We start from the raw sequence: 24,864 nt of genomic DNA, 5'->3' as shown, positions 1-24,864 counted from the left end.
GGTGAGTCCTGCGCCAGACGGCGGGCTGCGCGATCCGGCTGGATGGCGCGGATGGGCGGTCGGGCGTGACCCGGGTGCTGTTCCATGGGTGATCCGTGCGTGATCGATGGTTCTGGTACGGGCCGACACGGTACGGCAGAACCCGGCCCGGACCTGCGCCAGGCACCACCACAACCGGGCATCAACTAGCCTGAACTGGCACCAAATAACCCTGGTTGATTTGCCCCGAAGTGGACTCTTAATCCGCGGGTTCGGGGTTCGAGTCCCTGGCGGCGCACTTTGATCATGGCTCTGACCTGGCATTTCCTCCAGGATCAGGGCCATTATTGTGTCCACTGTGGACACTTGGGTGATCGATGGGTGATCTGTAGCTTTCGGTAGCCCCTGTCGCCTGCCGACACCGCCCGTCACCCGGTGGCACCGCCCGTCACGGAAGTCTTCTGGAGTCCGTTGGAATTTGAACGCCGCGCTGGTGCGCGTGCCCGAGGCATCCCATGATCAACAGGCAGCTGGCGCGCAGACCGCACCGGGGCCTGGCGTCACGGTTCGTTGGGCTGGGCGGCTTCGGACGGGCCGGGTGGCGCGGTGGCGACTTCGGGGTCCCATTCGGCGAGGACTCTCTCGACGAGGTGATCGACGATGGGCTGCATGGCTTCGGGCGGCGCGTCGAGGTCGACCTGCGCAAGCAGGGGTGGTCCAGGTCGCGTACGCGCCGTTCGCATTCGGCAGTCACCCACGTCCGTGTCCGGCTGGGTGCGAGCCAGGTACCCGCGCAGGTCCCGAGCCTGCTCAGCGTGTGGACGAGGTCGGTAATACTGACCGTGCGCGCCCATCCCTGCCGATGGTGGCCAGCCGGAGCAGCAGCACCCGCCCGGCATGAGTAGACCGACGCAGGCTCGTGAACTCGTGGGTTCGCCGGGCGCCGGTCCGGCTGGGCGAAGCCTGGCTGTGCGCGTTTGGCCCCAACGCCGGGACGGCCCGGTCGATCTTCACGGTGCTGCCGGTGCAGTCCGACCCGTTGACCGGCCCGCTGGCTGTTCGTTCGAGCCTGCTCGCAGATGCCGTCAAGGTGGTCGAGCAGGTATCACAGTCGAAGGTTCGGCCCGTCGATCCACGCGGCAGGGATCAGAGCCTCGTTTCGCCAGTTGTGGCGTACGGCGCTTTGGAACCATGACTCCGACAGATTGGCGTGGTCGCAGACGATGATCTGCAATTGAGGGGTAAGTTCGGCGACGACGTCGCGCATGAGTTCGAACAGCTGGCGTACGGCGCGGTCGTCGCTGGATATGTCCTGATCTTGGGTGGCGACTCCGGACGGGAAAAGGCTTGGGTCGGATGGTCGAGCATGAGCAGGTGCGGCACAGGTCGGCGTTGGCGGACGAAGTATCGGTGAAGCGCCAAGTGGGCGATGACGTGATAGCCGATCCAGTTTCCGGCACCGCCCATGTCGGACAGCGGCACCGGGCCGTTGTCGGTATCTCTCCGACGACTGCGATCGTCGCCGCATGCAGCAGTTCCGCGACGTCCGGGCCGACGAGCGTGAAGCCGACGATCACCTGCCGGTCCTCATCGACGACCATCCGGGCGTGCCCTTGATATCCCTTGGCGTGCAGGGCGGATCTCGCGACGGCGGCCAGGTCGTGGTCGACCACCCGGATCCGCAGCCCGGCAGCCTCGGCGGCGGCCGCGGTCTGGCCCACCGACGCGACCTCCGGGTCGGTGAAGATGACTTGCGGCCCGGCATGCTCGTCGGCCGTGGCGACGTGCCGGCCCCACCGGCCGTCGTCGATCGCTTCACCCTTGGCACGCGCCACGATGACGTCGCCCACCGCGCGAGCCTGGTACTTGCCCTGGTGGGTCAGTAGCACGCGGCGGTTGACGTCGCCGGCCGCGTACAGCCACCCGTCGCCGAGCAGCGCCCCGTCCTCGCCGACGACCCGCAACGTGTCGTCGACCGCGAGCCAGGCACCAGGCTTCAGGCCGATCCTGTCCAGGCCGATGTCCTGCGTGTTCGGCGTACGGCCGATCGTGACCAGGAGTTCGTCGGCTTCGACCTGTTCGCCGTCGGTGAGCGTGATGTGCACCGTGCCGTCGCCGTTCCGGTTCACCGTCGCGGCCTCGGCACCGTCGCGTACCGCCACGCCGAATTCCAGCAACGACTTCGTGACCCGCTCGCCTACGAAGGGCTCCGCCAGCGGCAGCACTCCGTCACGGGCGAGCACCGTCACCACGGATCCGAGATTCGCGAACGCGGTCGCCATCTCAGAGGCCACCACGCCGCCGCCGATGACGGCGAGCCGACCGGGAACCTCGCTCGCGGCGGCCGCCTCCCGGCTGGTCCACGGTGCCGCCTCGCGCAGGCCGGTGACGTCTGGGAGCAGGGCGCTGCTTCCGATCGCGACGACGACCGCGTGCCGGGCGGTGAGCGAGGTCGTGGTGCCGTGCCCAGGCCCAGTAGGAGCACTCACCACCGACCAGTTCCCGCTCGACGATGGCGGCGGTCATGCCACCCTGCACGGCCCGATCGGCGACGTTCTCCCCGACCGGTCCCGCGCCGATGACGATGACGTCGTACGTGGTGTTTTCCATGTCAGTTTCCCTTCGCCGCGCGGCCGAGGCGGATGGCCGAGATGAGGAAGAAGATGGCGCCGGGGATGGCGTAGCCGATCGCGTTGGTCAGCGCAGGGTTGTCGGCGGAGGCACCGGCGATGAACGACCCGCCGGCGAGTATGGAGAGGCCACCGCTGATGATCATCGGCCACTGCCCGCCCATGTTCCGGCGAGTGACCGCCACGATCAGCTGAACCAGCCCGGCCGCGACCGCCCAGGCACCCCACACGCGCAGGACCGCCGGGATGCCCGATGCATCGGCGAAGGCCAGGCCGACCGCGGCGAGCAGGCTGACCACGACGTTCACGTACAGCAGGGTGGGTGATCCGGTGGCGCGCGACGCGCGGGCGTCGATAACGGCGGCGGCCACGTCGAACAGCGGGTAGAGCACGAGCAGCGTCATGGCGAGCGGGCCGAGGTGCTTGGCGGTCGTGAACATCACGAATGCCCAGACGATCGCGAACCCGAAGCGGACGAAGTACAGCCTGCGCAGGGTGGACGCCGTCGTCGAGATGCCGGGTGCGGCAACGGTGGTCATGGCGATCCTTTCGGTGGTACGGAGGGAATGCGGCCGACGTGCGCCGGGCCGGAAGCTCAGCAGGTAGAACGAACGTTCTGTCCCGCAAGACTCTGACGGCTCTTTCCCGAGTTGTCAAGACGGAACGTTCTGTCGCTACCATGGGCTCATGGCGCGGAGCGAAACCGAGACACGGCCCTCCGAGGCGCGAGACCGGCTCCTTGCGACGGCGACCAGGATCTTCTACGCGGAGGGCATCCATTCCGTCGGCGTCGATCGGATCATCGCCGAGGCGAAAGTGACCCGGGCCACGTTCTATCGGCACTTCCCCGGTAAGGAGGATCTCGTCCTGGCTTACCTACGGGCGGCCGACCAAGCCATCCGCAGGCAGGTGGACGCCGCCATCGCCGCCGGTCTACCGGCGCCTGACACCCTCCGGGCGGTTGCCGAGTCGATCGCCATGGGCATTCAGTCCGCTGGCTTCCGCGGCTGCGCCTTCCTCAACGCCGTGGCCGAGTATCCCGATCCCGACCACCCCGTGCACCAAGCCGTCCTCGCGCATCGGCAATGGTTCCTCGACACGATCAACACCTTGATCGCGAGCATCCAGGAAATCGAGGCAGAGCCCGCCGCGCAGCACTTCGTCATGCTCCGCGACGGCGCCATGGCGGCCGGCTGCCTTTTCGACCGGGCACAGATCTGCGAGACCTTCCTCCGTGGCGTCGATGGGCTCATCCGGACTCACGCCGCACGCCTGCCATCCTGAGCTGCCTTTGAGGCTGCGCTGGGCGCGCCGAACCAAGGGCCGTCGAAGGGGATCGTCTCGACTTTCGGACTTTGGTTGATCTAGGCGGCTGCTTCTGCCCAGGCCAGTTGGACGGTGAGGGTTTCTTCGGGGGTAGGCGTTCGGGTGAGGGGTGCCACTTCAGGGTGACGGCTCTGACCTGGGGCAACGTCGGCTGGCACGCTGGGTGTGTGGTGGTCCGGACGGTGGCGTTGATGGCCCTGCGGCGGCTGCTGGGCGTGCTCGGTCTCGGTCCGACGCCGGATGCGAACGAGGTCGAGATCGTGGTGTTGCGCCATCAGCTCGCGGTGTTGCAGCGGCAGTTGGTCCGCCCGCAGTACACATCGGGGACCGAATGCTGCTGGCCACGCTGGCCAGGATGCTGCCACGTAGCCGGTGGCCGGTGTTCCTGGTGACCCCGGCGACACTGCTGCGCTGGCACCGCGAGCTGGTCGCCCGCCGCTGGACTTTCCCACACACCGGCCGCCATCGCCGTGGCCTCGACGACCGAGTCGTGGAGCTCGTGTCCGGCTGGCCACCGAAAACCCTCGCTGGGGATATGTGCGCATCGTCGGCGAGTGCCGATCGCTCGGCGTACAAGTGTCGGCGTCGTCGGTGCGGCGGATCCTGCGCCGGCACCGCCTCGACCCGGCTCCACGCCGCGGCGGCCCCAGCTGGACGCAGTTCCTGCGCGCGCAGGCGGGTGGGTTGTTGGCCACGGACTTCTTCACCGTCGAGACGGTCGGCCTGACCCGCCTGTACGTCCTGTTCGTCGTCGAAATCGAACGGCGGACGGTGCACCTGGCCGGGATCACCGCCCACCCCACCGGCGCCTGGGTCACCCAGCAGGCCCGCAACCTCCTCATGGATCTCGACGACCGCGTCCACAGGTTTCGGTTTCTGATCCGGGACCGGGACACGAAGTTCACCGCTGCGTTCGACGCAGTGTTCGCCGCCGCTGGCATGGAGGTGGTCAAGATCCCGCCGCGGGCGCCGAAGGCCAACGCCTACGCCGAACGGTGGGCACGCACCGTCCGCCACGAGTGCCTGGACTGGACGTTGATCTGGAACAAACAGCAACTCCACCGAGTGCTGACCGATTATCTCGAGCACTACACCGGGCACGGCCACACCGGTCGCTGAACCTACACCCACCCGACCCGGCCCGGCCGGTCGTTGTCACCGGGCCGGCTCCCGCGCCCGCGGACGTACGTCGGGTCGACGTGCTCGGTGGCCTGATCCACGAGTACCAGCGCGCCGCGTGACCCCCCGTCCGTGCTGAACGATTCGCCGGCCGTCGCATATCCACTTCCAACCTCGCAAGCGCCGGCATCCGCCGGCGCCAGGGCGGGCAGCAGACACGATCCGCACACCGCAGTACAGGAACCAGCCGATGCCACGGAACGAAGGGCCTGGCTACCACCGGCCACGCCACCAGACGATCGATCCACGAACTGGCACCCCTCACGCCAGCGCGGCGATCCTGGCGACCGGCCAGGTGCACCAGACGTTCACCTCGGCGTTGACGGTGTCGAACGGGATCGAGCTGGTGGACGGGAACCAGTAGGGGTTCCTCGCCGTGATGAAGCAGTAGATGACCGGCGGTTGGTAGGGGTCGGCCTGCGTGCCGGCCCGGTCCGAAGGCGCGCGGAAGCTGACGATCTGCGCCTTGCCGGGTGAGACCGCGAGCTTCGACAGCGCGGCGGTCTCACCACCCGCGGGTGCCGTCGGCTCCGCGCCGGCGGGCACCGCGGACGTCGCCGCGATCGTCATCACGGCGGCGAGGCACGCGATGCTGTGGCAGATCCAGTTGACCCTGCGGCCCATTTTCGCTCTCCTTTCGTCGCTTCGGGCGACGCACCGGGCGTCTCCACCCGGCAGGATCGCGGGGCCGACTGGTCCGGCACTGGCCCGTGACCGGACCGGAGCTTCGCCCGCACCTGGTCGGCGTCGCCGTGGTGCAGGTCGTCGAGAATGTCCAGGGCGTCGCGCCACGCGTCGCGGGCCGCGTCGTGTCCGTCCGCGGCGGCGTGCGTGTCGCCGAGGCGGACCAGCGTGGCCGCCTCGTAGTAGCGGTCACCGAGATCGCGCCGCAGGTCGAGGGCGTGCCGGTAGCAGCGGACCGCGTCCTCGAAGCGGTCCAGCCGGTGATTGGCGAAGCCGAGACTGTCCCAGGTGGCCGCCTCGCCGTCGCGGTCGCCCATCTCCCGCTGCAGCGCGAGGGCCTGCTCGCAGTACGCCAGCGCCCGTTCGTGGTTGCCGAGTTGGGCGTGGCACCACCCGAGGTTGTTCAGCGCGTTCGCCTGTCCCACCCGGTGGCCCGCGGCCCGGTACAGGCGCAGCGCCTCCTCGGCGTGGCCGAGCGCGTCGTCGCGTCGGCCCTGCCGCTCGAACACGATCCCGAACCCGACGTGGGTGTGCGCCTGCCGGGCCGCGTCGCCGAGCTGGCCGTAGAGGTCCAGGGCGTGGCGGTAGTGCGCGAGCGCCGAACTGTGCCGGCCGAGCACGCCGTACGCCCGCGCCAGGTGGCGGTGCGCGTGCGCCTGCCCGGCCGGATCCGCCGCGCGGTTCGCGGCCGCAAGACCCACGCGGTGGTTGTCCGCCTGGTGCTGCCAGTGCCCGCGCCAGTGGAGGTAGGTGTCCAGGCTCCACGAGAGCTGCCACGCGTGCGTGTCGAAGCCGGTGGCGGCGGCGTGCCGGATCGCCGCGAGAAGCGTCGCGCGTTCCGCGGCGAACCACGACTTCGCCGCCGCGCTGTCGGTGAGGTCCACGATGGCGACCGCGTCGCGCGGCGGGGCCGGGGTGATCCGGTCGCGGTGCGGGAAGAGCAGCTTGTCCGCGCCGAGCGAGGTGAGCAGATAGTGGTCGAGCACGCGACCGAGGGCCGCGGTGCGTTCCTCGTCGGTGTCGTGCGTGGCGCTCAGCTCGGCGGCGTAGGCACGCAGCAGGTCGTGCATGGTGTGCCGGCCGGCCGCGTCCGCCACCACCAGGTGGGCGCGGTTCAGCTCGGCCAGCGCGTCGGTGATCTCCGCGACCGGCACGCCGACCAGGCTCGCGGCCGCGGGCGCGGCCACGTCGGGGCCGGGGTGAAGACCCAAAAAACGAAAAAGCCTTGCGGTGGACGGGCGAAGCGTCCGATAGGACCACGAGAACACGGCCCGCACGTCGGTTCCCGGGTCGTGTTCGGCGAGCGCGTCGAGCCTGCCGTGCGCGTCCCGCAGCCCGCCCGCGAGCGTCGACAGCGACGTCGCCGGCCGTTCCGCCGCCTGGGCGGCCACGACGGCCAGCGCCAGCGGCAGCCGCGCGCACCGGGTGACGATCTCGTCCACGGCGGCGGGCTCCGCCGCCACCCGCGCCCGCCCGAGGCGGCGTGCCAGCAGTTCGCGCGCCTCGTCGCGGGACAGCAGGTCGAGCATGAGCGGGTGGGCGCCCTCGCTGGCGACCAGCCCGGTGAGCCGGTTGCGGCTGGTCACCACCGCCAGGCAGCCCGGCGCACCGGGCAGCAGCGGCCGGACCTGTTCGGCGTCGCGGGCGTTGTCCAGCAGGATGAGGACCCGCATGCCGGCCAGCAGGCTGCGGTACAGCCCGATCTGCGCCTCGAGGCCGGCCGGAACCCGGTCCGGCGGCACCGCGAACGCCTCCAGGAAGCCGCGCACCGTCTCGGCCGTCGTGCGCGGCGACCCGGCGGGGTCGAAGCCGCGCAGGTTCGTGTAGAGCTGGCCGTCGGGGAACCGGTCGACGATGCGGTGCGCCCAGTGCACCGCCAGGGCGGTCTTGCCCACGCCGGCCGTGCCGGACAAGGCGGAGATGACCACCGCGGGCGGCCGCGTGCCGTCGTCCCGGGGCAGGAGGCCGTCAAGGTGCCGCAGGTGCGCCACCCGGCCGGCGAACGCGGCGATGTCGGACGGGAGCTGGGCCGGCACCGGATGCCGAAGCGGCTGCGGCCGCTCCGGGGCGGCGCCGGTGCCGGTCCCCGCGAGCAGGACGCGGTACGCCTCGGCCAGCTCGGGCCCGGGGTCGACCCCGAGTTCCTGGGCCAGGCGGCCACGCGTGGTGTGGAACGCGGCGAACGCCTGTGCCCGCCGCCCGGCCGACCGGTACGCCAGGATCAACCGGGCCTGGGCCGCCTCGTCCAACGGTTGCTCGGCCGCGGCCTCCTCCAGCGCCGGGAGCGCCTCGGCGGCGGCGCCGACGGCGACCATCGCCTCGCCGTAGCGGGCCAGTGCGGACCGTCGCTCGCCGAGCAACGCGACGACCTTGGGATGGGTGGCCAGAAGCGGGACGTCCGACAGGGGCGCGCCCTGCCACAGGGCCAGCGCCCGGCCCAGCAGCGCGGCGGTACGGTCGAGATCGCCGTCGTCGTGCGCCGTCCCGGCGGCGACGACCAGCTCGCGGAAGCGGACCAGGTCTACGCCGCCGCTCCGGATGTTGAGGGCGTATCCGTCGCCGATGGTAGGCAGGACCGTGCTGGACGCCCGCGGCGGCCGGTCCGGGTCGACGAGGCGGCGCAGGTGCTTCACGTGGGTCTGGATGATGTTCGTGGCGCTGGGCGGCGAATGCTCGCCCCACAGCGAGTCGATAAGGTCGGCCCGGGTGATGGGACGGCCGGCAGCCAACGCCAGCAACGCGAAGACCGCCCGGCGACGGGCCGGACCGAGGTCCAGCTCGACGTCCCCGTGCCACCCGCGCACCCGGCCGAGAACCTGGATCCGTAACTCAACGGCAACCACGGATGTCAATCTCGCAGGCCGACTTACCGTCCGTCCATCGACCGATCAGCGTCAACCCCGCCATTCCTCCACCGGACGACATTCAGGGGACGCTCATGAATGACGACGGCGACATCCGCGTCCTCGCGGACGGTCCGGATCCGCCGCGCGCGCCCGACCGCCGCGCGCGGCGCCGGCGTGGCGCGGCCCTGGCCGCCGTGCTGACGATCAGTCTCCTCGCGGTCGTGGGCGTGGCCATCCGGGACCGAGGAGAGCGTCAGGCCGCCACCCCGGCCACGTCCTCGGCACGCCGCTGGCCGAACGCCACACCGAACTGCCGCCACGCCTGGACCCGGACGCGCCCACGACGAAACCGTTGAGCGGCAACCCGATCCGGCGCGCCCGCCTGCTCCTGCAGCGCTACGCCGGCCTGCGCGGCGAACAGCCGATCTACGCGCTCAGCGACGACAACGCGTGGCGCCGCATCGACGTCGTCCGCATCAATGTGCGTCGAGATGCGACGGGTGGTGGTGTACGACCTCGCCACCGGCGAACCGGCACAGGTCACCACGATCGCCGGCGAACGATCGTGGCTGTCGGTCGCGGCCTTGCCCTGACACCGGCGTCAACGCCTACGGTCGCGCGATGAGGTTCGCCGTCAGCTACAGCACCCCGTACTACGGCGTCGATCCCGACCGGATCGTCGCCTTCGCACAGCATGCCGAAGAATGCGGCTTCGAAGGGCTCTATATGCCCGAGCACATCGTGCTGTACCCCGGCGCGACCATCGGCCCCGTCGAGCTGCCCCCGACGCTGCCCTACGTCGACCCGTTGAGCTGCCTGGCCTTCATCGCCGCGGCGACGAACCGGATTCTCCTCGGAACGGGCGTGCTCCTGCTGCCCTACCGGCACCCCGTCGTCCTCGCCAAGCAGTTGGCCACGATCGACGTCCTGTCCAAGGGCCGGATGCGGCTGCTCACCATCGGTCTGGGTGGCCTGCCGGGTGAGGCGGCCGCGGTCGGAGTGGACTATGCCGGTCGCGGCCGTCGGGCCGACGAGGCCATCGACGTCATGCGACTGCTCTGGGCCGGCGACGCCGACGGCGTCAGCTTCCACGGGGAGTTCTTCGACTTCGACGACCTCGTCAGCTTCCCGAAGCCGCACGGTCGCGCCGACATCCCCATCCACGTCGGCGGGTCGAGCCGGGCGGCGGCCCGCCGCGCCGGCCGACGCGGTGACGGATACTTCCCCGGCGGCATGCTCACACCGGACGAGCGCCGCACACAACTGGACCTCGCCCGAACAGCGGCAGCCGACGCCGGCCGGGACCCGCGGGCGCTCGAATACACCAGATGGGCGTCGACCGAGATCACACCCGACCGGGTCGAGGCCTTCGCCGCGCAGGGCGTGACCCGCCTCGTCGTCAACGTGGCCGCCACCGACCCCGTCGAACAACGCGACGAGATGTCTGCCTTCGCCGACCGGTTCCGGCTCGCCGACGACGCCGACGACGACGCCGGGTAGGCGTCCGCGATCACCAGTTTCGGACGCCGTCGGCGCCGGCGGTCAGGTGCTGGCGGGCGGCGTCGAAGGTGCGGCCGTGCTGTGCCTGGGCATGGTCGACGATGGCGTCGAGTGCTCCGAACAGTTCCTCCCGTTCCTCGGTCTCGATGAACGGGTCGGCCGTGCCGTCGAGTTGGTTGAAGGCCTCGCCGAACTGCCTGCCCAGTTCGGCGAGGCGGGCCGCGTCCGTCCCGTCGTCGAGTGCCGCGAGGACGGCTCGCCGGGTGGCCTTGTACTGGGCCACGGACTTCCGGTATCGCGCGGCGCTGATGTGTTCGCGGCCGTCCCAGTCGCGGAGCGGGTTGTCGCGGTTCTCGGTGACCCAGTCGGGCTTTCGCGGGCTGGTGATCTCGACGAAGGTGCCGTTCGGGATCTCGGCTCTCCAGGTCTTCCTCATGGCTGTGGCGTATTCGGCCGGCACGCTGTGCAGGCCGAGCATCTCCAGGCCCGGTACCGCCGTGCTCGACAGGCAGTCCGCCGCCGACATTCCGAACAGGTCGGTGATGAACAGCGTCTTCAGGCTGGGGAGCCGGTTCAGGCCGGCCGCACCGCTGAGGGTGCCGAGGTTTCCGGACAACGACAGGCGGGTCAGCTTCGGGAAGAGGGCGGCGATGTCGTCGCCGTCGAGGGAGTCGATCTCGGTGACGGAGATGCTCCAGATGTCGGTGAACGGTTCGGACCGGGCCACCAGGTCGGCGATTTCGGCGCCGAGGAACGATCGTTCGCCCGGGTGGTGTGCACTTCGTTCGCCGCGATCCCACCGCCGCTGCATCGCGAGTTGACCACCGATGGACCAGCCCGACGAGTAGCTGCTCGACCTGCGGTCGTGCAGGAGCGGCACATTCCCGAGCACCTTGTAGCTGCGCGGGAGGAGCCACTCGTAGTTGCAGTGCGAAAGCCTGCCGGTGTGTGCGTGGTGGGTCAGTCGGAGCGCGGCGGGCTCGTCGAGATCGTCCACCGAGGAGGGTTCAGCTCCGGACCAGTCCAGCTCGAGCACGCCGGCTGTGCGCCACGCCGGGTCCAGGTCGGTCACCTGAGCCGCCGTCCACTCGCTCAGTTCCTCGGAATAGGCCGCAACCACGTCACCCGGCGCCAGCGGCCGCGGCGGTGATGTCTCCATCCGCGCAACGGTACCGGCGCCTCTCCAAGCCGATCATGCGACGGCCAGTGCCTCGGCGAGCAGCGGCAGCAACGTGGCGTGTGTCGCCTCGTCGGCGGCCACGAGCAGCCCGGGCCGATCGCCCACGGGCCCGCCGTGCAGGTCCGTGACGATGCATCCGGCGGCCCGGCACACCGCGATTCCGGCCGCGAAATGGACGTTGTCCACCACGTCGCCGTCGAAGACGTACGCCGCACGCCGACCGGAGGCCACCCACACGAGGGCCAGCGTCGACGAGATGACCCGCGGGTCGAACCGGGCCAGGAACGCCCGGTCGGTGAGCAGCCGCGGTACCACGAACCGGGCCGCGTCGGCGGCCGGCAGGTCCACGTCGACCAGACCCGACACCGCGGACGGCGCCAGCGGCAGCACCGCGCCGTCACGGCGCAGCCCGGCTCCGCCACCGGTCACCCAGTACAGTTCGCCCGCGAACGGATCGGCCACCGCCGCGGCGGTGATACCGGACGGGGTGCGCAACGCGACGTTGACCGCGACGAGCGGCGTACGGGCCGCGAAGTTCAACGTGCCGCACAACGGGTCCACCAACCACGTCCGCTCGCTCGACCCGACCGACCCGAACTCCTCCCCGACAAACGCATCATCGGGCCGAGCCGCTCTGATGACGGCGAGAATGGCCTGCTCGGCCTCCAGATCAGCGGCGGTGGCGAAGTCGTTGCCCTCCTTGGCAAAGCGCTCGAGCGGCGCGCCGTACCCGGCCCGCACGACGGCCGCACCCGCCGTAGCAGCCTCGACGGCCAGGTCCTCGTCGGTGATCGTCATAACGGCAACCGTACGACCCGGACGGACAGGTCCGGCCTGGGAAGCTCAGCGCTGGAACGTGCGGAACGCGGCGAGCAGTCGGTCGCGGGCCTGACCGGTCAGAGTCTCGTCGGGCATCGAGGCGAGAGTGTGCACGGTGTGGCGGATCTGCTCAAGGTAGCGGGCGCAGCCGTCGCATGCGGCCAGGTGCTCGACGAACCGCCGCTCGGTGGCGTCGTCGAGGCTGCCGTCCAGGTGGGCGGTGACCAGTTCGACGAACTCGTCGCAGTTCATGGCGTCATCATCTCCGCGGTGAGGTAGTGCGCCAACCGGGCCCGGACCGCGGCACGGGCGCGATGCAGCAGCACCCGTTGGTTCGCCGCGCTGAGGTCCAGGATCTCGCACACCTCGTCGGAGCTGTACCCGTCGATGTCCCGCAGGGTGATGACGACGCGTTGGCGGTGCGGCAGTTCCGCCACCGCCGCCTCGACGGTTCGACGCACCTCCTCGCCGACAGCGGCGGATTCGGCGGACGGCCAGGGTTCCGGCGCGTGCCGCCAGTGGCCGGGATACCGCTCGCCCGGGCCCTGGAACCGGTCCGGGTCCACCGTCGGTCCGGCGTCCTCCCCCACAAGATCGGACCAGGTGACGGTGCGGTTGTCGGCGACCCCGCGGGTCTTCGCGATGTTGATCAGGATCCGGTACACCCAGGTCCGCAGCGACGAGCGTCCCTCGAACCGGTGCAATCCACGGATCACGGCCAGCCAGGTTTCCTGGACCACGTCCTCGGCCGCCTCGGCGGTGCCCACGTAGGCGCGGGCGGTGCGCAACATCCCCCGCGACCAGGCGTCCACCACCGCGACGAAGGTCGCCTCGTCGCCCGACCGCAACCGGGTCACGGGGTCGTCGTCCGCGGCCATCGCCTCGCTCCCGTCACCCGAGTTCCCGCCGGATCACGATAGTCCGCCCCAGGTCGCTGCCCCGGCGTCCTGCGGTCCTGTCACCCGCGGGGGGCGGATCTTACGAACCGGTGACGGCGTCCGGTCGCTCCGTAACCGTCTGGCCCCGCCGGCCACTGACCGTGTGTCAGCACATCGCCAGGAGGTTCACATGAGCACCAGACCGCTACGCCGCACAGCCGCCGTCGTGGCGGCACTTGCCGCCGGGTTCGCCGCGTCCGCCTGTGATCCGGTCCCGCTGAACGCGGGCCAGCTCGGCATCGACGGGGTCGAGACGATCCAGAGTGTCCAGTTCCCCGGATCCGCGGTCATCCCGATGATCGCCTACAAGGAGACGTACGTCCGGGTGTACGCCCGCGTCGGCGGCACCAGGGCCGCGGCCGGGGTCGCCGCGACCTTGACGGTCGGTGGCACCACGGTGACGGTGACCGGGACGACCGCGTCCGTCGCACCTTTGCCGGCCCGCGTCCTGCAACCGGTGAACGGGCTCACCCGCACCGTCGGCACCACCGTCGCCGACCCCACGCAGATCGATACCACCTTCGTGTTCAAACTCGACCCGACGCAGGTGCAACCGGGCACCCGGACGCTCACCGCGAAACTGCGATACCCGTCCGGTTGGACCGCCCCGCCCGGAGACGACCTGACCACCCGGACCGTCACCGTCGCCTTCGGGCCGTTGCCGGCCAGCGACCACAACATCATCACCGGACGACGGATCTATCCCCTCCGCTACACCTACACCAACGTGCCGAAGACCTTGCAGCAACAGGACGGGCTGACCGGGGACACGTACCCGGCCCGGTCCCGCGCGGACGTGGAACGGCAACGGCTCGGCGCCCGGAACGTCCTCCCACTCGCGTCGCTGGTCACCGACTGGTCGTTCGAGGACCGGATCGGCATCCCCGCCTTCGACTGCAGGGCGACCACGTCCAGCAGCGGCCACATCACGTGTGCCGGCTTCGAGGACGCCCGGATCTGGGCGGCGAAGAAGTTCGACGAACTGTTCCCGGGCGGCGACCAGTGGCTCGTGGTCATCCAGCCGGAGAACCCGACCGGATACTTCGGCGCCTACACCCGCAGCGACAAGAACAACATCAGGCTCAACGTGCAGCTGGAACCCGCCGACGGCGAGGGCCTGACCCTGGCCCACGAGATGGGCCACGCCCTCGGCCTGCACCACACCCCCGACGTGACGCAGGACCCGGACCCGAACTACCCGCGTCCCGACGGCTCCATGGGTGCCTGGGTCGGGCTGCGGACCACACCGCAACTCCGCGTCATCGCCGGGCTCGACGCCGCCGGGAAGGTCACCGCCTACGACCTGATGGCGTACCACTCCCCGCAATGGATCTCCGCGTACTCCTACTGCCGGGCCATGGACGCACTCACCCAGCATGCGACCACCTGCCCGACCGGCCTGGACGGCTGGGACTGAGGTCATACGCAATAGCCGGCGCATATGCGCCGGCTATTGGACGTACGACTGTTACATCGTGGCGAATTTGAACTTCTGGTAGTCGGTGGTGTTGCAGGTGTTGATCACCATGTACGCGTTGACCGCCGTCGAGTTACCTTCAAGCTGGAGACACGCACCGCTTGCCGCCACACTGGCCAGGCGTTCGCTTGGGTAGCGCATCCACTGCTGCGTGGTACTGCCGGTGCAGGGAGCAAGAATCACCCGGGTGTTGTTGGCGGTGCTTCCACCGTTCAGATCCAGGCAACGTGCGTCGCTCGCGTTGCCGGTGTGGGTGTAAACCTTGTAATAGCCAGAGGTGCCGCCGGCGCTGGACGGAACGAATACCAGTCGCTGACCGTTGTTGTAGTTGCACGTGCGGTCCTGCAGGTAGCTGGTGGTGGCTGGAATGGTGCCGTCGGTCGAAGAACCCAGGCAGTAGTTGATGGCAGTGGTCGTACTGCCCTTGCTCTGCATGATATCCAGTGGACGAACGTTCCAGTTCTGCGAAGCCGCAGCGCTGTTGCACGTCACGACCTGAAGTCGTGTGTTGTTGGCGGTACTACCGCCCTGAGGCTGCAAGCAGAGATTCGAGTTCACGTTGCGGATGAGACCGTTGGTCTGGAAGTACCACTGCATGCCGGTGCTGCCAGGGTCGCAGTTGTAGATTACGACCGCGGTGCCGCTGGTTGTACCGTTGCCCTGCGGGTAGAGGCAACGCTCGCTACCGTCCCGGAGCGGGTTACCGGCCAGCGCCTGCCCCACGTTTGTTCGAATGGTGCCGTAGGTGCTGGTGCTGCTGATCGGCGTAAACGTCCACCATTGTGCGATGTTGCCCGTGCAGCTGACGATCTGAACAGGATTGTTGTCCGAGTCGGTGTAGTTCAGTACATCGGCACAGGAGTTGGTCGAGCCGTTCTTGAAAGTCAGGATCGAGCTGACCTTCTTGCCGGTCATGTTGTTCCACGCCTCACCCAGCGTGGTGTAGCCGTTCGCATTGCCGGTCTGCGACCTGATGAACGTGTTGAGGTCGCTGCTCGCAAGCTGGTTGGCGTAGAGGTCCCTGGCGAAGTTCGGCTTGTTGAACGTGGTCGAGATGTAGTTGAAGAAGTAGCCGGCGTGCTCATAGCCATGCAGGTACGTGAACGTTGCAGGGTTCGCTATCGCCATGCCGCTGCTGTACACCCAGTAGCGCACATAGTCCGCAAAGCCCTCGGTGATCCAGCTGGGATTGAACGTCCAGTTGATGCCGGAGGTCGCAATGTGCGTCACCTCATGGATGGCGATCGCCATATCCGGGTCGTTGAGATGTGCATTGAGGAACGGCACTCCGATGTAGATGTTGTTGCCACTTACGTATGCACCACCGAAGGACGGGTCGGTGTTGAGCGTGATGGTTGCCGGAGCATTCGCCTGCGCACCAAGCTTGGTGACAATCTTCGGATACCATTTCTGGAGCAGGGCCTTGACTGCCGTCATGTACGGAACGTACGTCGACGACACGCTCGACGAGATGGTGATCGTCGGCACTCCGAATGGACTTGCCGGCTGTGTTGCGGAGACCGTGGAACTCGGTGACGAGGCCTCGTTCGCGGCATTCTTCGAGACGACCTTGTACGAGTACGTCGTACCATTGGCGACACTCGTGTCGAACCAGCGCTGGGTAAAATCATCAGACCGGTTGTCACTTGCCGGTGCAATAGTGCCGACCAACACGTTGTTTCGGTAGATGTCGTATTGCGTCGGCACCTGATCAGAAGCATAATTCCACGTCAGGGCGATGCTGTTCCCACCGACATAGGCCTTCAGGTTGACCGGCGCATTTGGCGCGGCAGCGAATGCATTCTCGGACAGAAGAACCAGTGGCGATATCAATCCAACTACAACGGCAATAGTTGCCAACGTTGCTTGCCTGGCTCTCCGTCTTACGTTTGTAATTAGGTTTTCTAGCATAGCTTAGTGCCCTCCCCGTGACGCAATACGCTAGTAGGCACATGATCGCGTACGGCAGCGGTTCGCGTCAATGTCTCGCGGAACGGCATTCCACGTCACGGGGAACGTGTGGAGCCAGCACTGGGGCTCTGGCACCGCCGGCTCCTCGGCTGACACAGGTGGGCCAAACATGCCGTTCGCGCGCACGCCAACGGCACCAACACGTATACGGCCGCAACCGGGCCGGCGGGTATCCGTACACCTACCCGCCGGCACCTACGCGGTGGACCCGAGCACCAACGCCGGCCGCAAAGACATCAGCGCGCCGGTCGATCCCGCGTCGGAGCACCGACGCGCCTCAAGCCACCCGGCCGCGCCTCAGGCGTCCCGGAGGCGACCGAACCCGCGGTCGTTGAACCGGATGCCCGGCCGTGAAGTCCCACTACCGTTCCCGTCACCGCGTGAGTGACGTCCGGTCTCGTTGGAGGCGCCACGCGGACTGCGGGTACTGGCCCCCCGAGTGGTCCCACCGAGGGCATTCACCCCGAGCTGCTGAGCCTGCGCCGCCATCGACCGACGGACCGCCGCCCCGAACAACTGTGCGCGCCGGGGCGCCGCCGCACCGGGCAGGTTCGGCGGTCCACTTTCCGGCTGCGCGGCCGGGGTCGTGGCCGCACCGGGCTGGCCCCCGCCCGCCACGCGACTCCAGTAGCTCGCCGCGTGGCTGGCGGCCCGGGCCTGGTGGCTCTGTTCGTCGGACGTGCCCCGGGCCGCGGTGCGGCTCTCGGCGCCGGTGCGGACAGCCGGCCGGGTCTCGACCCTGTCCTGGCCGCCCGGCCGTCCCTCGCCCCCGGTCCGGACGCCCGGCCTCTCGGTCGCGCCCTGGACGCCCGGCCGGCCTTCGACCGGGTTCCCGACCGGCGCGCGGCGGTCGGTCGAGTTCCGGGCCGAGCCACGGTTGTCGACCGCACCCCGCGCCGCCACCCGACGATCCGACGCGTTGCGGGTCGCGGCGTTCCCCGCCACCGAACGACCATCGGTCGCGTTGCGGGCAGCGGCCTGCACCTCGGCGGTGTTCCAGGCGACCGGTCGCCCGTCGCCGCGGCCGCGGTCCTCGGCCGGAACCCAGGCGGTGTCCCGGCTCTCGGTCGTGTTCCACGCCGTGTCCCGGGCCTCGTCTGCCCATGCCGCCTGCCGGCGCTCCGACGTGCCCGAGCCTGCGTTGTCGCTCCCGGCGGAGTTCCAGGCCTGGTTCCGGTCTTCGGCTGTGTTCCACGCGGCGTGATCGGCCTCAGCCGTGTTCCAGGCCGTGTTGCCGCCGGCATTCCAGGCCGTGTCGCCGCCCGACCGTCCACTCTCGGCCGCGTTCCAGGCGGAGTTCCCACCCTCGGCCGCCGTGCTCCAGGCCGCATTGCGGCCCTCGGCCGTATCCCAGGCAGCGTGACCGCCGCCCTCGGCCATGTTGCCGCCCTCGGCCGTGTTCCAGCCGTCGGCCGTGTTCCAGCCGTCGGCCGTGTTCCAGCCCTCGGCTCCGCTGCGATCGTCGGCCGTCCACGCCGCCTGCCGGCCCTCGGCCGCCACTTCCTGCCGGCTCCGCGCCGCTGCCGCCTGCCGGCTCCCGACCGCGCTCCACACGGCATTGCCGCCCTCGGCGGAGTCCCGTGGCTGACTGTTCCGGCCCTCGCTCCATCCGGCGTTCCCGGCCCCGGCCGCATTCCACGACGCATGATCGGCCTCGGCCGCATTCCACACCGCGTGATCGGCCCCGTTGCCGGCCTCCGCCGTGTTCCACGCCGCGTGATCGGCCGCATTGCCGGCCTCGGTCGTGTTCCAGGCCGCGTTGCCGGCCTCTGCCGCGCTGTGTGCGGGCTGCCGGACCTCGTCGTGGCCTGAGCGTCCGCGGGCGGCGAGAGCGCTGCCCGCTGCCGCCAACGATCCCCCGGACATCGATCGCGCAACCGGCACGGCCTGCGCCGGGAACGCGGCACCCGACGGACCCGCCTGCGTGGCCGAGACCACCGGCATCGCGGGAAGGGTCTCCGCCATCGACCCGGGGAACCCCGCGGCGGTCGGAGCGGATCGCGCGACGGGAACCGACGGCGGGGCAGGGAGGACCGCGGCATGGCGTCCGGAGTTCGCCTCATGTGCCGACGTCTCGTAGACGGCCTGCCCGTACTCGGCGTACTCCTGGTACCCGCGTTCCTCGTACCCGGAATGCTGGTACGACTCCTGCTGCGCGTACGCGTGTGCGGGCCTGTCGTCGGGGTCGCGGACCGCCTGGAACTCGTGCGTCTCGTAGACCTCGCGCGCGTAGGGGTTCGGGGACTCGTACGCCCGGGGCTCCGGGACGTGATCGTCGGTGATCATCTGGAACTCGGTGGTCACGGCCGGGTCGTAATGCTCGGCCGGGGCCGCCTGGCGTTGCCGCGGACGGCCGGTGAGTTCCACCGGAAGCATGATCTCCTCGGTGGGCCGGTCGACGGTCCGCTCGCCGCTGGCACTGGCGCTGGCCTGGGCGTTCCAGTCGCGCGCCGCGTCCCACTCCGGCTCTTCGTCCCAGTCCCGATGCTCGTCGGGGGCGCGGTGATCGGTGGGCTCACCCACGTCGTCACGTTGCTTTGTGACGCGCACAGAGCGCGCCTCGGCCACGGCCGGGACCGACGACTTGGCCGGCCCGCCGACCATGTCGTTGACCTTCACCATGACCGCCACGAGAATCGGCAGCAGCGGGACGGCCCACCAACTGACCAGCTCAGCGAGCGCGAGCAGGATCGCGACCGCGACCGTGCACTCGAGGAGCAGGAAACTCATCAACCCAGTGATCTTGAGCCGGCGCAGCCGCAACAACCTGGCGTAGATCGGGGCGCGCCCAACACTCCGCTCAACGGTACTCACCGAGCACCACCACCTCCCTGACGCGCCGCCGCGACGGCGAACACCGCACGTTCCAGGGCGTACTCCCGGTCGTCGGATCCGCCCTTGACGGCCGCGTTGCATTCAGCGGCCACTCGCATGGCATCAACGAGCGCATCGGCCGTCCAGCCACGGGCCTGACGCTGGGCACGCTCGACCTTCCATGCCGGCATGCCCAAATTTCCCGCTATCTGGTACGAATTGCCCCTTCCGGCTGACGCGACACGCGCGACCGTGCGGATGCCGTCGGCCAGCGCGTCGGCGATCGGAACCGGGTCGACCCCGATGTGCAGCGCCCACCGGAGGGCCTCCAGGGCCGCCGCGACGTCGCCGACCATCGCGGCGTCGGCGACCTGAAAGCCGCTCACCTCGGCCTTCCCCCGGTAGTAACGGGCGATCGTCTTGCGGTCGATCGCGCCACCGCCGGTGTCGGCGACGAGCTGCGAACAGGCCGACACCAGGTCACGCAAATCCGTGCCCACGGCCGCGATCAGCGCCTCCGCGGCGTCCTCGCTGGCCCGGCCGCCGAGCCGGCGAACCTCCCCGGTGACGAACTCGACGCGCTCCCGCGCCCGCCCGATCTTCGGGACGGCCACCATGTTGGCCTTGGCCGCCTTGAGCCCGTCGATCAGCGCCTTGCCCTTCGCGCCCCCGTTGTGCTGGAGCACCAACGTCACGTCGGGCTCCGGCGACTTCGCGTACGCGACCAGCGCCGCGATCACGTCCTTCTTGGCGTCCTGCGCGCTGCGGACGACGAGCACCCGATTCCCCCCGAAGAGGGACGGGCTGAGCATCTCCGCCAGCTCCCCGGGCACGAGAGCGCCGGCCTCGTACTGCCGCACCTCGGCATCCGCATCGGCCGCCTTGGCAGCCGCGACGATCCCGGCCACCGCCCGGGACGCGAGAAGTTCTTCCTCACCAAACACCACGTGGACGGTCACAGCGTCGGCCATCCCGCCATGCTGCCACGCTCCCGCGGGTCGCCTGGGGGGCCCGCCCCCCTCCCCCAACCTCCGGCGTCGATCATTTTCGGCGGCCCGGGTCTACGCCGCGGGCGACCACCGCGAGACGGCCACCGGCGGCCACGACCACGGCGATGTCACCGTCGCGGTCGGTGCGCATGACGCGGGCGCCGCCGGCGGCGATGCGGGCCAGCACACCCGGGTTCGGGTGGCCGTAGTCGTTCCTGGCGGCGACCGACACCAGGGCCGCCGAGGGGTCGACCGCACCGAGGAAGTCGGGCTCCTGGAAGGCGCTGCCGTGGTGCGCGACCTTGAGCACGTCGGCGCGTAGGGCTGCCGGGCCGTAACGCGCCAGGAGGGCGTGCTGCTGCTCGGTTTCGGCGTCGCCGGCGAGCAGGAACACGTACCCGGCAGACTCGACCCGCAGGATCAGCGAGTTGTTGTTCGCATCGGACCGGGTACCGCGTAACGGCTCGGCCAGGGTGAGGGCCAGCAGCCGCAGGCGACCGGCCGAGGCGGCCCAGCCGGGACCGGCGGCCGTGATCGGAGTGCCGGCCGCGGCCGTTGCGACCGCTGCCCGGCCCGTGGCCGGTTCGGCGTGCTCGGGCGTCACCACGGAGCCGACCGCGCGGCCCCGGAACACGCCGGTGACCCCGCCCATGTGGTCGGCGTGGAAGTGGCTGATCACCAGCATCGGAACCGACCGGATGCCGAGCCGGCGCAGGCAACGGTCGACGGCCGCGGGGTCGGGACCGGCGTCGACCACCACACCGGAGTCTCGCCCCGCCGCCAGGACCAGCGCGTCGCCCTGCCCGACGTCGCACGCCACGGCCAGCCAGGCGGGCGGCGGCCAACCCGTGGTCAGCACCCGCACCGGCAGAGCCGCGACGACCGCCGCGAGCCCGACCACCACCGACAACCGCCGGACCACCGGCCACCGCCCGAGCAGGAACAGCCCGACGGTGACCGCGCCGAGCAGCAGCCCGCCGTACGCCCCGTCGGGCCACGGCACCGCACCCGAGGGCACCTCGGCCCCGTGCCGGGCCACCAGCACCAGCCACCGCGCCGGCCAGGACCCGAGCCACGCGAGGAACTCGGCACCGCCGGGCCAGACCGGCGAGACGACGGCCGCGAACACCCCGAGCACGGTTGCCGGAGCCACCGCCGGCCCGGTGAGCAGGTTGGCGGGGACGGCCACGATGCTCACGGTTCCCGACAGGCCGGCCACCAGCGGTCCGCACGCCACCTGGGCCGCGGCCGGCACCGCGAGCGCCTCGGCCACCCCGGCGGGCACCCCACGGCGGCGCAGGGCGTCGCGCCAGCGCGGCGCCAGGAGCAGGAGACCGGACGTGGCCAGCGCCGACAGCGCGAACCCGGGCGACCCGGCCAGCTCCGGATCGACGACCACCAGCACCACGACGGCCGCACCGAGCGCGGGCAGCGCGGCGCGTGGCCGTCCCGACGCCAGCGCGATCAACGCCACCGCACCCATCGCGGCCGCGCGCAGCACGCTCGGCGACGGCCGGGCCAGGACGACGAAACCGGCAAGCGCCAGCACCGACAGCACCGCGGCCGTCCGCGGACCGGCCCGCGCCGCCCGGACGAGGAGCAGAATCGCCCCGACGACGATCGCGCAGTTCGCCCCGGACACGGCGGTCAGGTGGGTCAGGCCGGTGGTACGGAAGTCGGCCTCGACCGCGGGATCGAGCCGGCTGGTGTCGCCGACGACGAGCCCGGGCAGCAGGCCACCCGCCGCGTCGGGCAGCGGCTCGCAGGCCTTCTGCAGCCCGGCCCGCAGCCAGCCGGCCATCCGCTGCGCCACCGGCGGCCGGCCGAGCGGCCGGGGCGCGTCATTGACCGACAGCACCGCCGCCCGCAGATCGCCGCCGCGCGACGGCTGGAGGCGTCCGCGCGTCTCCACCACCTGGCCCGGCAGGAGACCGCGCCAGCCGGCATGCCCGGCCAGGACGAGCACCCGCGCCCCCGCCCGTACCCGGACCTCGTCTGTCCACATGAGACGGAGGCGGGCGGGGAACAGGTAGGTGGCCGGCCGCCCGGGCAGGCCGTTGATCGCGCGCGGGTCGTCGCTCACGACGAGGCGGACCCGCACCGTGGTGCGGGCGGTGGCGAGGTCGCGGATCGGATCGGCGTCGCGCTCGGCGAGCCGGGCGGCGGTGACGGCCGCCCCGAGGCCACCACCGAGCAGCACGGCCACGGCAATCCGGCCGACCGCCCCGGCCCCGAACGCCGGCACGACGCCGCGCCGGCTCGACGAGGGACGCGAAAGCGAGGCGCCGCGCCCGCCCGGCAGCGCACGCAACCACGCGCCGCGACGACCCGGCGACGGACGCGAACGCCAACCGGACCCGGGCCACCAGCACAGAGCGGCTGCGGCAACGGCACCGGCGCCCACCGCTACTCCCACCGCAACCGGCGCGGACAGCTGCAACGCCAGCAGGGCGAACAGCCACACGCCAAGGGAGAAGGCGGTCAGCCGCAGGTCGGGCGCCGGCTTGCCGGACGGTGGGCTCACACCGTCACCAGATCTTTGAGCTGTTCGAACCGGGCGTCGCCGACGCCGTCGACCTTGCGCAGTTCCTCGACCGACTTGAAGCCGCCGGTGCGGTTGCGGTGGTCGATGATGCGCTGGGCGAGCACCGGGCCGACGCCGGGCAGCGTGTCGAGTTCGGCCACGGTGGCGGTGTTCAGGTTGACGAGGCCGCCCGGAGCACCCGGCCCGGCGCCGGTGCCGCCGCCCGGCGGGGCCGGTGGTGGGCTGACGCCGATGGCGATCAGTTCGCCGTCGACCACCTTGCGGGCCAGGTTGAGGTATCCGAGGTCGGTGCCGGGCAGGACGCCGCCGGCGGCCTCGATCGCGTCGGCGACCCGGGCGCCGTGCGGCAACCGGACGAGGCCCGGCCGGTTCACCCGACCGACCACCGACACCACGATGGAGGCCACCGGTGACGACACGGGAACCGCCGCCACCGTGGCGGCACCGGGATCGGCCGCCACCGGCTCGGCCTTCGGCCGGGCCCGCCACACCACGAACCCGACGACCACCGCCACCACGAGCGCCAGTACCGCGAGCGCCCGCACCGCCCGCCGGCCCGGGTCGAACGCCGCCAGCGCCCGCCGGCCGGCCGCCGGGTCGACGGAATCGTCCGCTTCAGGAGGAGGAACCAGTTGGAAGACGCCGTCTTCCGGGCCCACGACACGAGCGAGGCGAGCGGCGACAACGGGATCGGTCTCGGGGACCTCGGCGGAACGGCGACGGAACGGCATGCGGGGCAACGTATTCGCGCGCCACCCGGTCGCGCACCGGTCAATCGCGTTCTGTGGATATCGAGGTTGGCCTGTGGAAAAGCTTGCGAACCGGAGAAGCGACCGCTAAGGCGCGACGCGGTACAGCACCGCACACACCAGGCCCGGGCCGGAGTGCGCGGCCAGCACCGCGCCGATCTCGCCCACGTACCGGTCCCGCACGGCCAACCGTGCCGACAACGCCGACGCCAGCGCGTCGGCCCGCTCCGGCGCGGCGGCGTGCTGCACGACCACGTCGACGGCGTGCGAGCCGACCGCCTCGAAGGCCCGCTCGACCACCCGCGCGATCGCCCGGCTGCTCGTCCGCACCTTCTCCAACGGCACCACCGCGCCGTCCCGCATGCCGAGGATCGGTTTGACGGCGAGCGCCGTCCCCACCGCCGCGGAAGCGGCGCCGATCCGGCCGCCACGGCGCATGAATTCGAGGGTGTCGACGTAGAACAGCGTCGTCGTCCGCTCGATCGCCGACATCGCGGCGGCCCGGACGTCCGCGAGGTCGGCGCCCGCCGACGCGGCGCCCGCGGCCGCGACGGCCGGGAAGCCAAGCCCCATGCCGGCGCCGCCGGAATCGATCACCTCGACGCGGCCGGCGAAGTCCTTTGCGGCCAGCGCGGCCGACTCCCAGGTGCCGGAGAGCTTGGCCGACAGATGCACCGACAGGACCGCCTCGTGGCCCGCACCGAGAAGCCGCTCGTACTCCTCCGCGAACGCCGCCGGCGTGGGACGCGACGTGCTCACCGACTTGCCGGCGGCCAACGCCTCGGCGACCGCGCCGGGTGCGACGCCGACGCCCTCCTGGGCACCGACCCCGTCGATGACCACCGTCAGCGGCACCACGGTGAGACCGGCAAGGAGCGGCGCGGGCAACGCAGCCGTGGAATCGGTGACCACAGCGACGCTCATGCCCGGCACGCTAGCCGACCGGACCGCCAGAACCTAGGCCGGCTTGACCTCGGTGACCCGGAACGGCGTCCCCTGCTGGCAGGTGGTCATCAGGCCCGGGTCGGGTACGCCCCGCACGACCACCGGCTGGCCCGACATGAGGACCGACCGGTCGCCGCCGAGCAGCAGGTACAGCGTGGCGCCCGACTGCATGACGATGCAGCCGTTCTCCACGCCCTCGGTCGGCGTGCCGGTAATGGTGATCCCGGGCGATGACTTTCCGGACGGATCAGTGGAAGACACGCTCGGCCCTCCCGGCTCCGAAGACGACGAAC

Annotated in this window: 20 protein-coding genes and 1 pseudogene; 5 read left to right on the top strand and 16 right to left on the bottom strand. The window is 70.7% G+C overall.

What is annotated here, in order from left to right; all coding sequences use genetic code 11:
- Positions 1 to 1,084 precede the first annotated feature (1,084 nt).
- From Vau01_RS64680 to Vau01_RS25965, 3 genes and pseudogenes are all read right to left on the bottom strand, one after another.
- Entirely contained in the window at positions 1,085 to 1,246 is a 162-nt protein-coding gene (locus Vau01_RS64680) for a DUF3732 domain-containing protein (RefSeq protein ID WP_275423957.1), read from the bottom strand.
- Between the two features lie 283 nt (positions 1,247 to 1,529).
- Positions 1,530 to 2,468: pseudogene (locus Vau01_RS25970) on the bottom strand (FAD-dependent oxidoreductase); the annotation flags it as partial.
- 122 nt (positions 2,469 to 2,590) lie between these two features.
- Complete coding sequence (locus tag Vau01_RS25965; protein ID WP_203997286.1) at positions 2,591 to 3,148, bottom strand: hypothetical protein; 558 nt, start codon at positions 3,146 to 3,148, stop codon at positions 2,591 to 2,593.
- 148 nt (positions 3,149 to 3,296) lie between these two features.
- Here Vau01_RS25965 and Vau01_RS25960 point away from each other — a divergent pair, with 148 nt between their 5' ends.
- On the top strand, positions 3,297 to 3,893 hold the full coding sequence (locus tag Vau01_RS25960) for a TetR/AcrR family transcriptional regulator (RefSeq protein ID WP_203997284.1): 597 nt from the start codon (positions 3,297 to 3,299) through the stop codon (positions 3,891 to 3,893).
- 579 nt (positions 3,894 to 4,472) lie between these two features.
- Positions 4,473 to 5,054 (top strand): integrase core domain-containing protein, encoded by a 582-nt coding sequence (locus Vau01_RS63525; protein ID WP_239151848.1) that lies wholly within the window; start codon positions 4,473 to 4,475, stop codon positions 5,052 to 5,054.
- Between the two features lie 321 nt (positions 5,055 to 5,375).
- On the opposite strand, the gene Vau01_RS25950 is transcribed toward Vau01_RS63525, so the two are convergent.
- Both Vau01_RS25950 and Vau01_RS25945 read right to left on the bottom strand, forming a co-directional pair.
- On the bottom strand, positions 5,376 to 5,738 hold the full coding sequence (locus Vau01_RS25950) for a hypothetical protein (RefSeq protein WP_203997282.1): 363 nt from the start codon (positions 5,736 to 5,738) through the stop codon (positions 5,376 to 5,378).
- Positions 5,684 to 8,641 carry an AfsR/SARP family transcriptional regulator gene (locus tag Vau01_RS25945; protein ID WP_203997280.1) on the bottom strand — a complete coding sequence of 986 codons (2,958 nt, stop codon included), beginning with the start codon at positions 8,639 to 8,641 and terminating at the stop codon, positions 5,684 to 5,686. Before Vau01_RS25945 ends, Vau01_RS25950 begins: the two co-directional genes overlap by 55 nt.
- A 95-nt stretch (positions 8,642 to 8,736) precedes the next feature.
- Here Vau01_RS25945 and Vau01_RS25940 point away from each other — a divergent pair, with 95 nt between their 5' ends.
- On the top strand, positions 8,737 to 9,000 hold the full coding sequence (locus Vau01_RS25940; RefSeq protein ID WP_203997272.1) for a hypothetical protein: 264 nt from the start codon (positions 8,737 to 8,739) through the stop codon (positions 8,998 to 9,000).
- Between the two features lie 265 nt (positions 9,001 to 9,265).
- A complete protein-coding gene (locus Vau01_RS25935; RefSeq protein ID WP_203997270.1) occupies positions 9,266 to 10,144 on the top strand; it encodes a TIGR03619 family F420-dependent LLM class oxidoreductase in 879 nt (292 codons plus the stop codon).
- A gap of 10 nt (positions 10,145 to 10,154) precedes the next feature.
- Here Vau01_RS25935 and Vau01_RS25930 read toward each other — a convergent pair whose 3' ends face one another.
- From Vau01_RS25930 to Vau01_RS25915, 4 genes are read right to left on the bottom strand one after another with little or no spacing between them, the layout of a single operon-like run.
- Positions 10,155 to 11,303, bottom strand: a complete 1,149-nt coding sequence (locus Vau01_RS25930) for a hypothetical protein (RefSeq protein ID WP_203997268.1) — start codon at positions 11,301 to 11,303, stop codon at positions 10,155 to 10,157.
- 33 nt (positions 11,304 to 11,336) lie between these two features.
- Positions 11,337 to 12,122: an inositol monophosphatase family protein gene (locus Vau01_RS25925; protein ID WP_203997266.1), complete on the bottom strand. Its 786-nt coding sequence runs from the start codon at positions 12,120 to 12,122 to the stop codon at positions 11,337 to 11,339.
- Between the two features lie 45 nt (positions 12,123 to 12,167).
- Positions 12,168 to 12,395, bottom strand: coding sequence for an anti-sigma factor family protein (locus Vau01_RS25920; RefSeq protein ID WP_203997264.1), 228 nt, complete (start codon positions 12,393 to 12,395; stop codon positions 12,168 to 12,170).
- Positions 12,392 to 13,021: an RNA polymerase sigma factor gene (locus Vau01_RS25915; protein WP_203997262.1), complete on the bottom strand. Its 630-nt coding sequence runs from the start codon at positions 13,019 to 13,021 to the stop codon at positions 12,392 to 12,394. The genes Vau01_RS25920 and Vau01_RS25915 overlap by 4 nt, the downstream gene beginning before the upstream one ends.
- Positions 13,022 to 13,211: 190 nt before the next feature.
- Here Vau01_RS25915 and Vau01_RS25910 point away from each other — a divergent pair, with 190 nt between their 5' ends.
- Positions 13,212 to 14,498, top strand: a complete 1,287-nt coding sequence (locus tag Vau01_RS25910; protein WP_203997260.1) for a zinc metalloprotease — start codon at positions 13,212 to 13,214, stop codon at positions 14,496 to 14,498.
- 51 nt (positions 14,499 to 14,549) lie between these two features.
- On the opposite strand, the gene Vau01_RS25905 is transcribed toward Vau01_RS25910, so the two are convergent.
- The 7 genes from Vau01_RS25905 to Vau01_RS25875 all read right to left on the bottom strand — a co-directional run bounded on the left by Vau01_RS25905 (position 14,550) and on the right by Vau01_RS25875 (position 24,832).
- Positions 14,550 to 16,418 carry a ricin-type beta-trefoil lectin domain protein gene (locus tag Vau01_RS25905; RefSeq protein WP_203997259.1) on the bottom strand — a complete coding sequence of 623 codons (1,869 nt, stop codon included), beginning with the start codon at positions 16,416 to 16,418 and terminating at the stop codon, positions 14,550 to 14,552.
- A gap of 408 nt (positions 16,419 to 16,826) precedes the next feature.
- The gene (locus Vau01_RS65310; protein ID WP_203997257.1) at positions 16,827 to 19,259 is read right to left on the bottom strand and encodes a hypothetical protein; all 2,433 of its coding nucleotides are present in this window, start codon (positions 19,257 to 19,259) and stop codon (positions 16,827 to 16,829) included.
- Between the two features lie 80 nt (positions 19,260 to 19,339).
- Positions 19,340 to 20,314, bottom strand: a complete 975-nt coding sequence (gene holA / locus Vau01_RS25895; protein WP_203997255.1) for a DNA polymerase III subunit delta — start codon at positions 20,312 to 20,314, stop codon at positions 19,340 to 19,342.
- Positions 20,315 to 20,384: 70 nt separating this feature from the next.
- Positions 20,385 to 22,856, bottom strand: coding sequence for a ComEC/Rec2 family competence protein (locus Vau01_RS25890; RefSeq protein WP_203997250.1), 2,472 nt, complete (start codon positions 22,854 to 22,856; stop codon positions 20,385 to 20,387).
- Entirely contained in the window at positions 22,853 to 23,608 is a 756-nt protein-coding gene (locus Vau01_RS25885; protein WP_203997243.1) for a ComEA family DNA-binding protein, read from the bottom strand. Before Vau01_RS25885 ends, Vau01_RS25890 begins: the two co-directional genes overlap by 4 nt.
- 105 nt (positions 23,609 to 23,713) lie before the next feature.
- Complete coding sequence (locus tag Vau01_RS25880; RefSeq protein ID WP_203997241.1) at positions 23,714 to 24,550, bottom strand: DegV family protein; 837 nt, start codon at positions 24,548 to 24,550, stop codon at positions 23,714 to 23,716.
- A gap of 33 nt (positions 24,551 to 24,583) precedes the next feature.
- A complete protein-coding gene (locus tag Vau01_RS25875) occupies positions 24,584 to 24,832 on the bottom strand; it encodes a hypothetical protein (RefSeq protein ID WP_203997239.1) in 249 nt (82 codons plus the stop codon).
- Between the last annotated feature and the right edge of the window lie 32 nt (positions 24,833 to 24,864).

Source organism: Virgisporangium aurantiacum (assembly GCF_016863635.1).
Taxonomy (GTDB): Bacteria; Actinomycetota; Actinomycetes; order Mycobacteriales; family Micromonosporaceae; genus Virgisporangium; species Virgisporangium aurantiacum.
The sequence above is the reverse complement of the archived record's forward strand: the minus strand, read 5'-3'. Positions and strand labels throughout refer to the sequence as shown.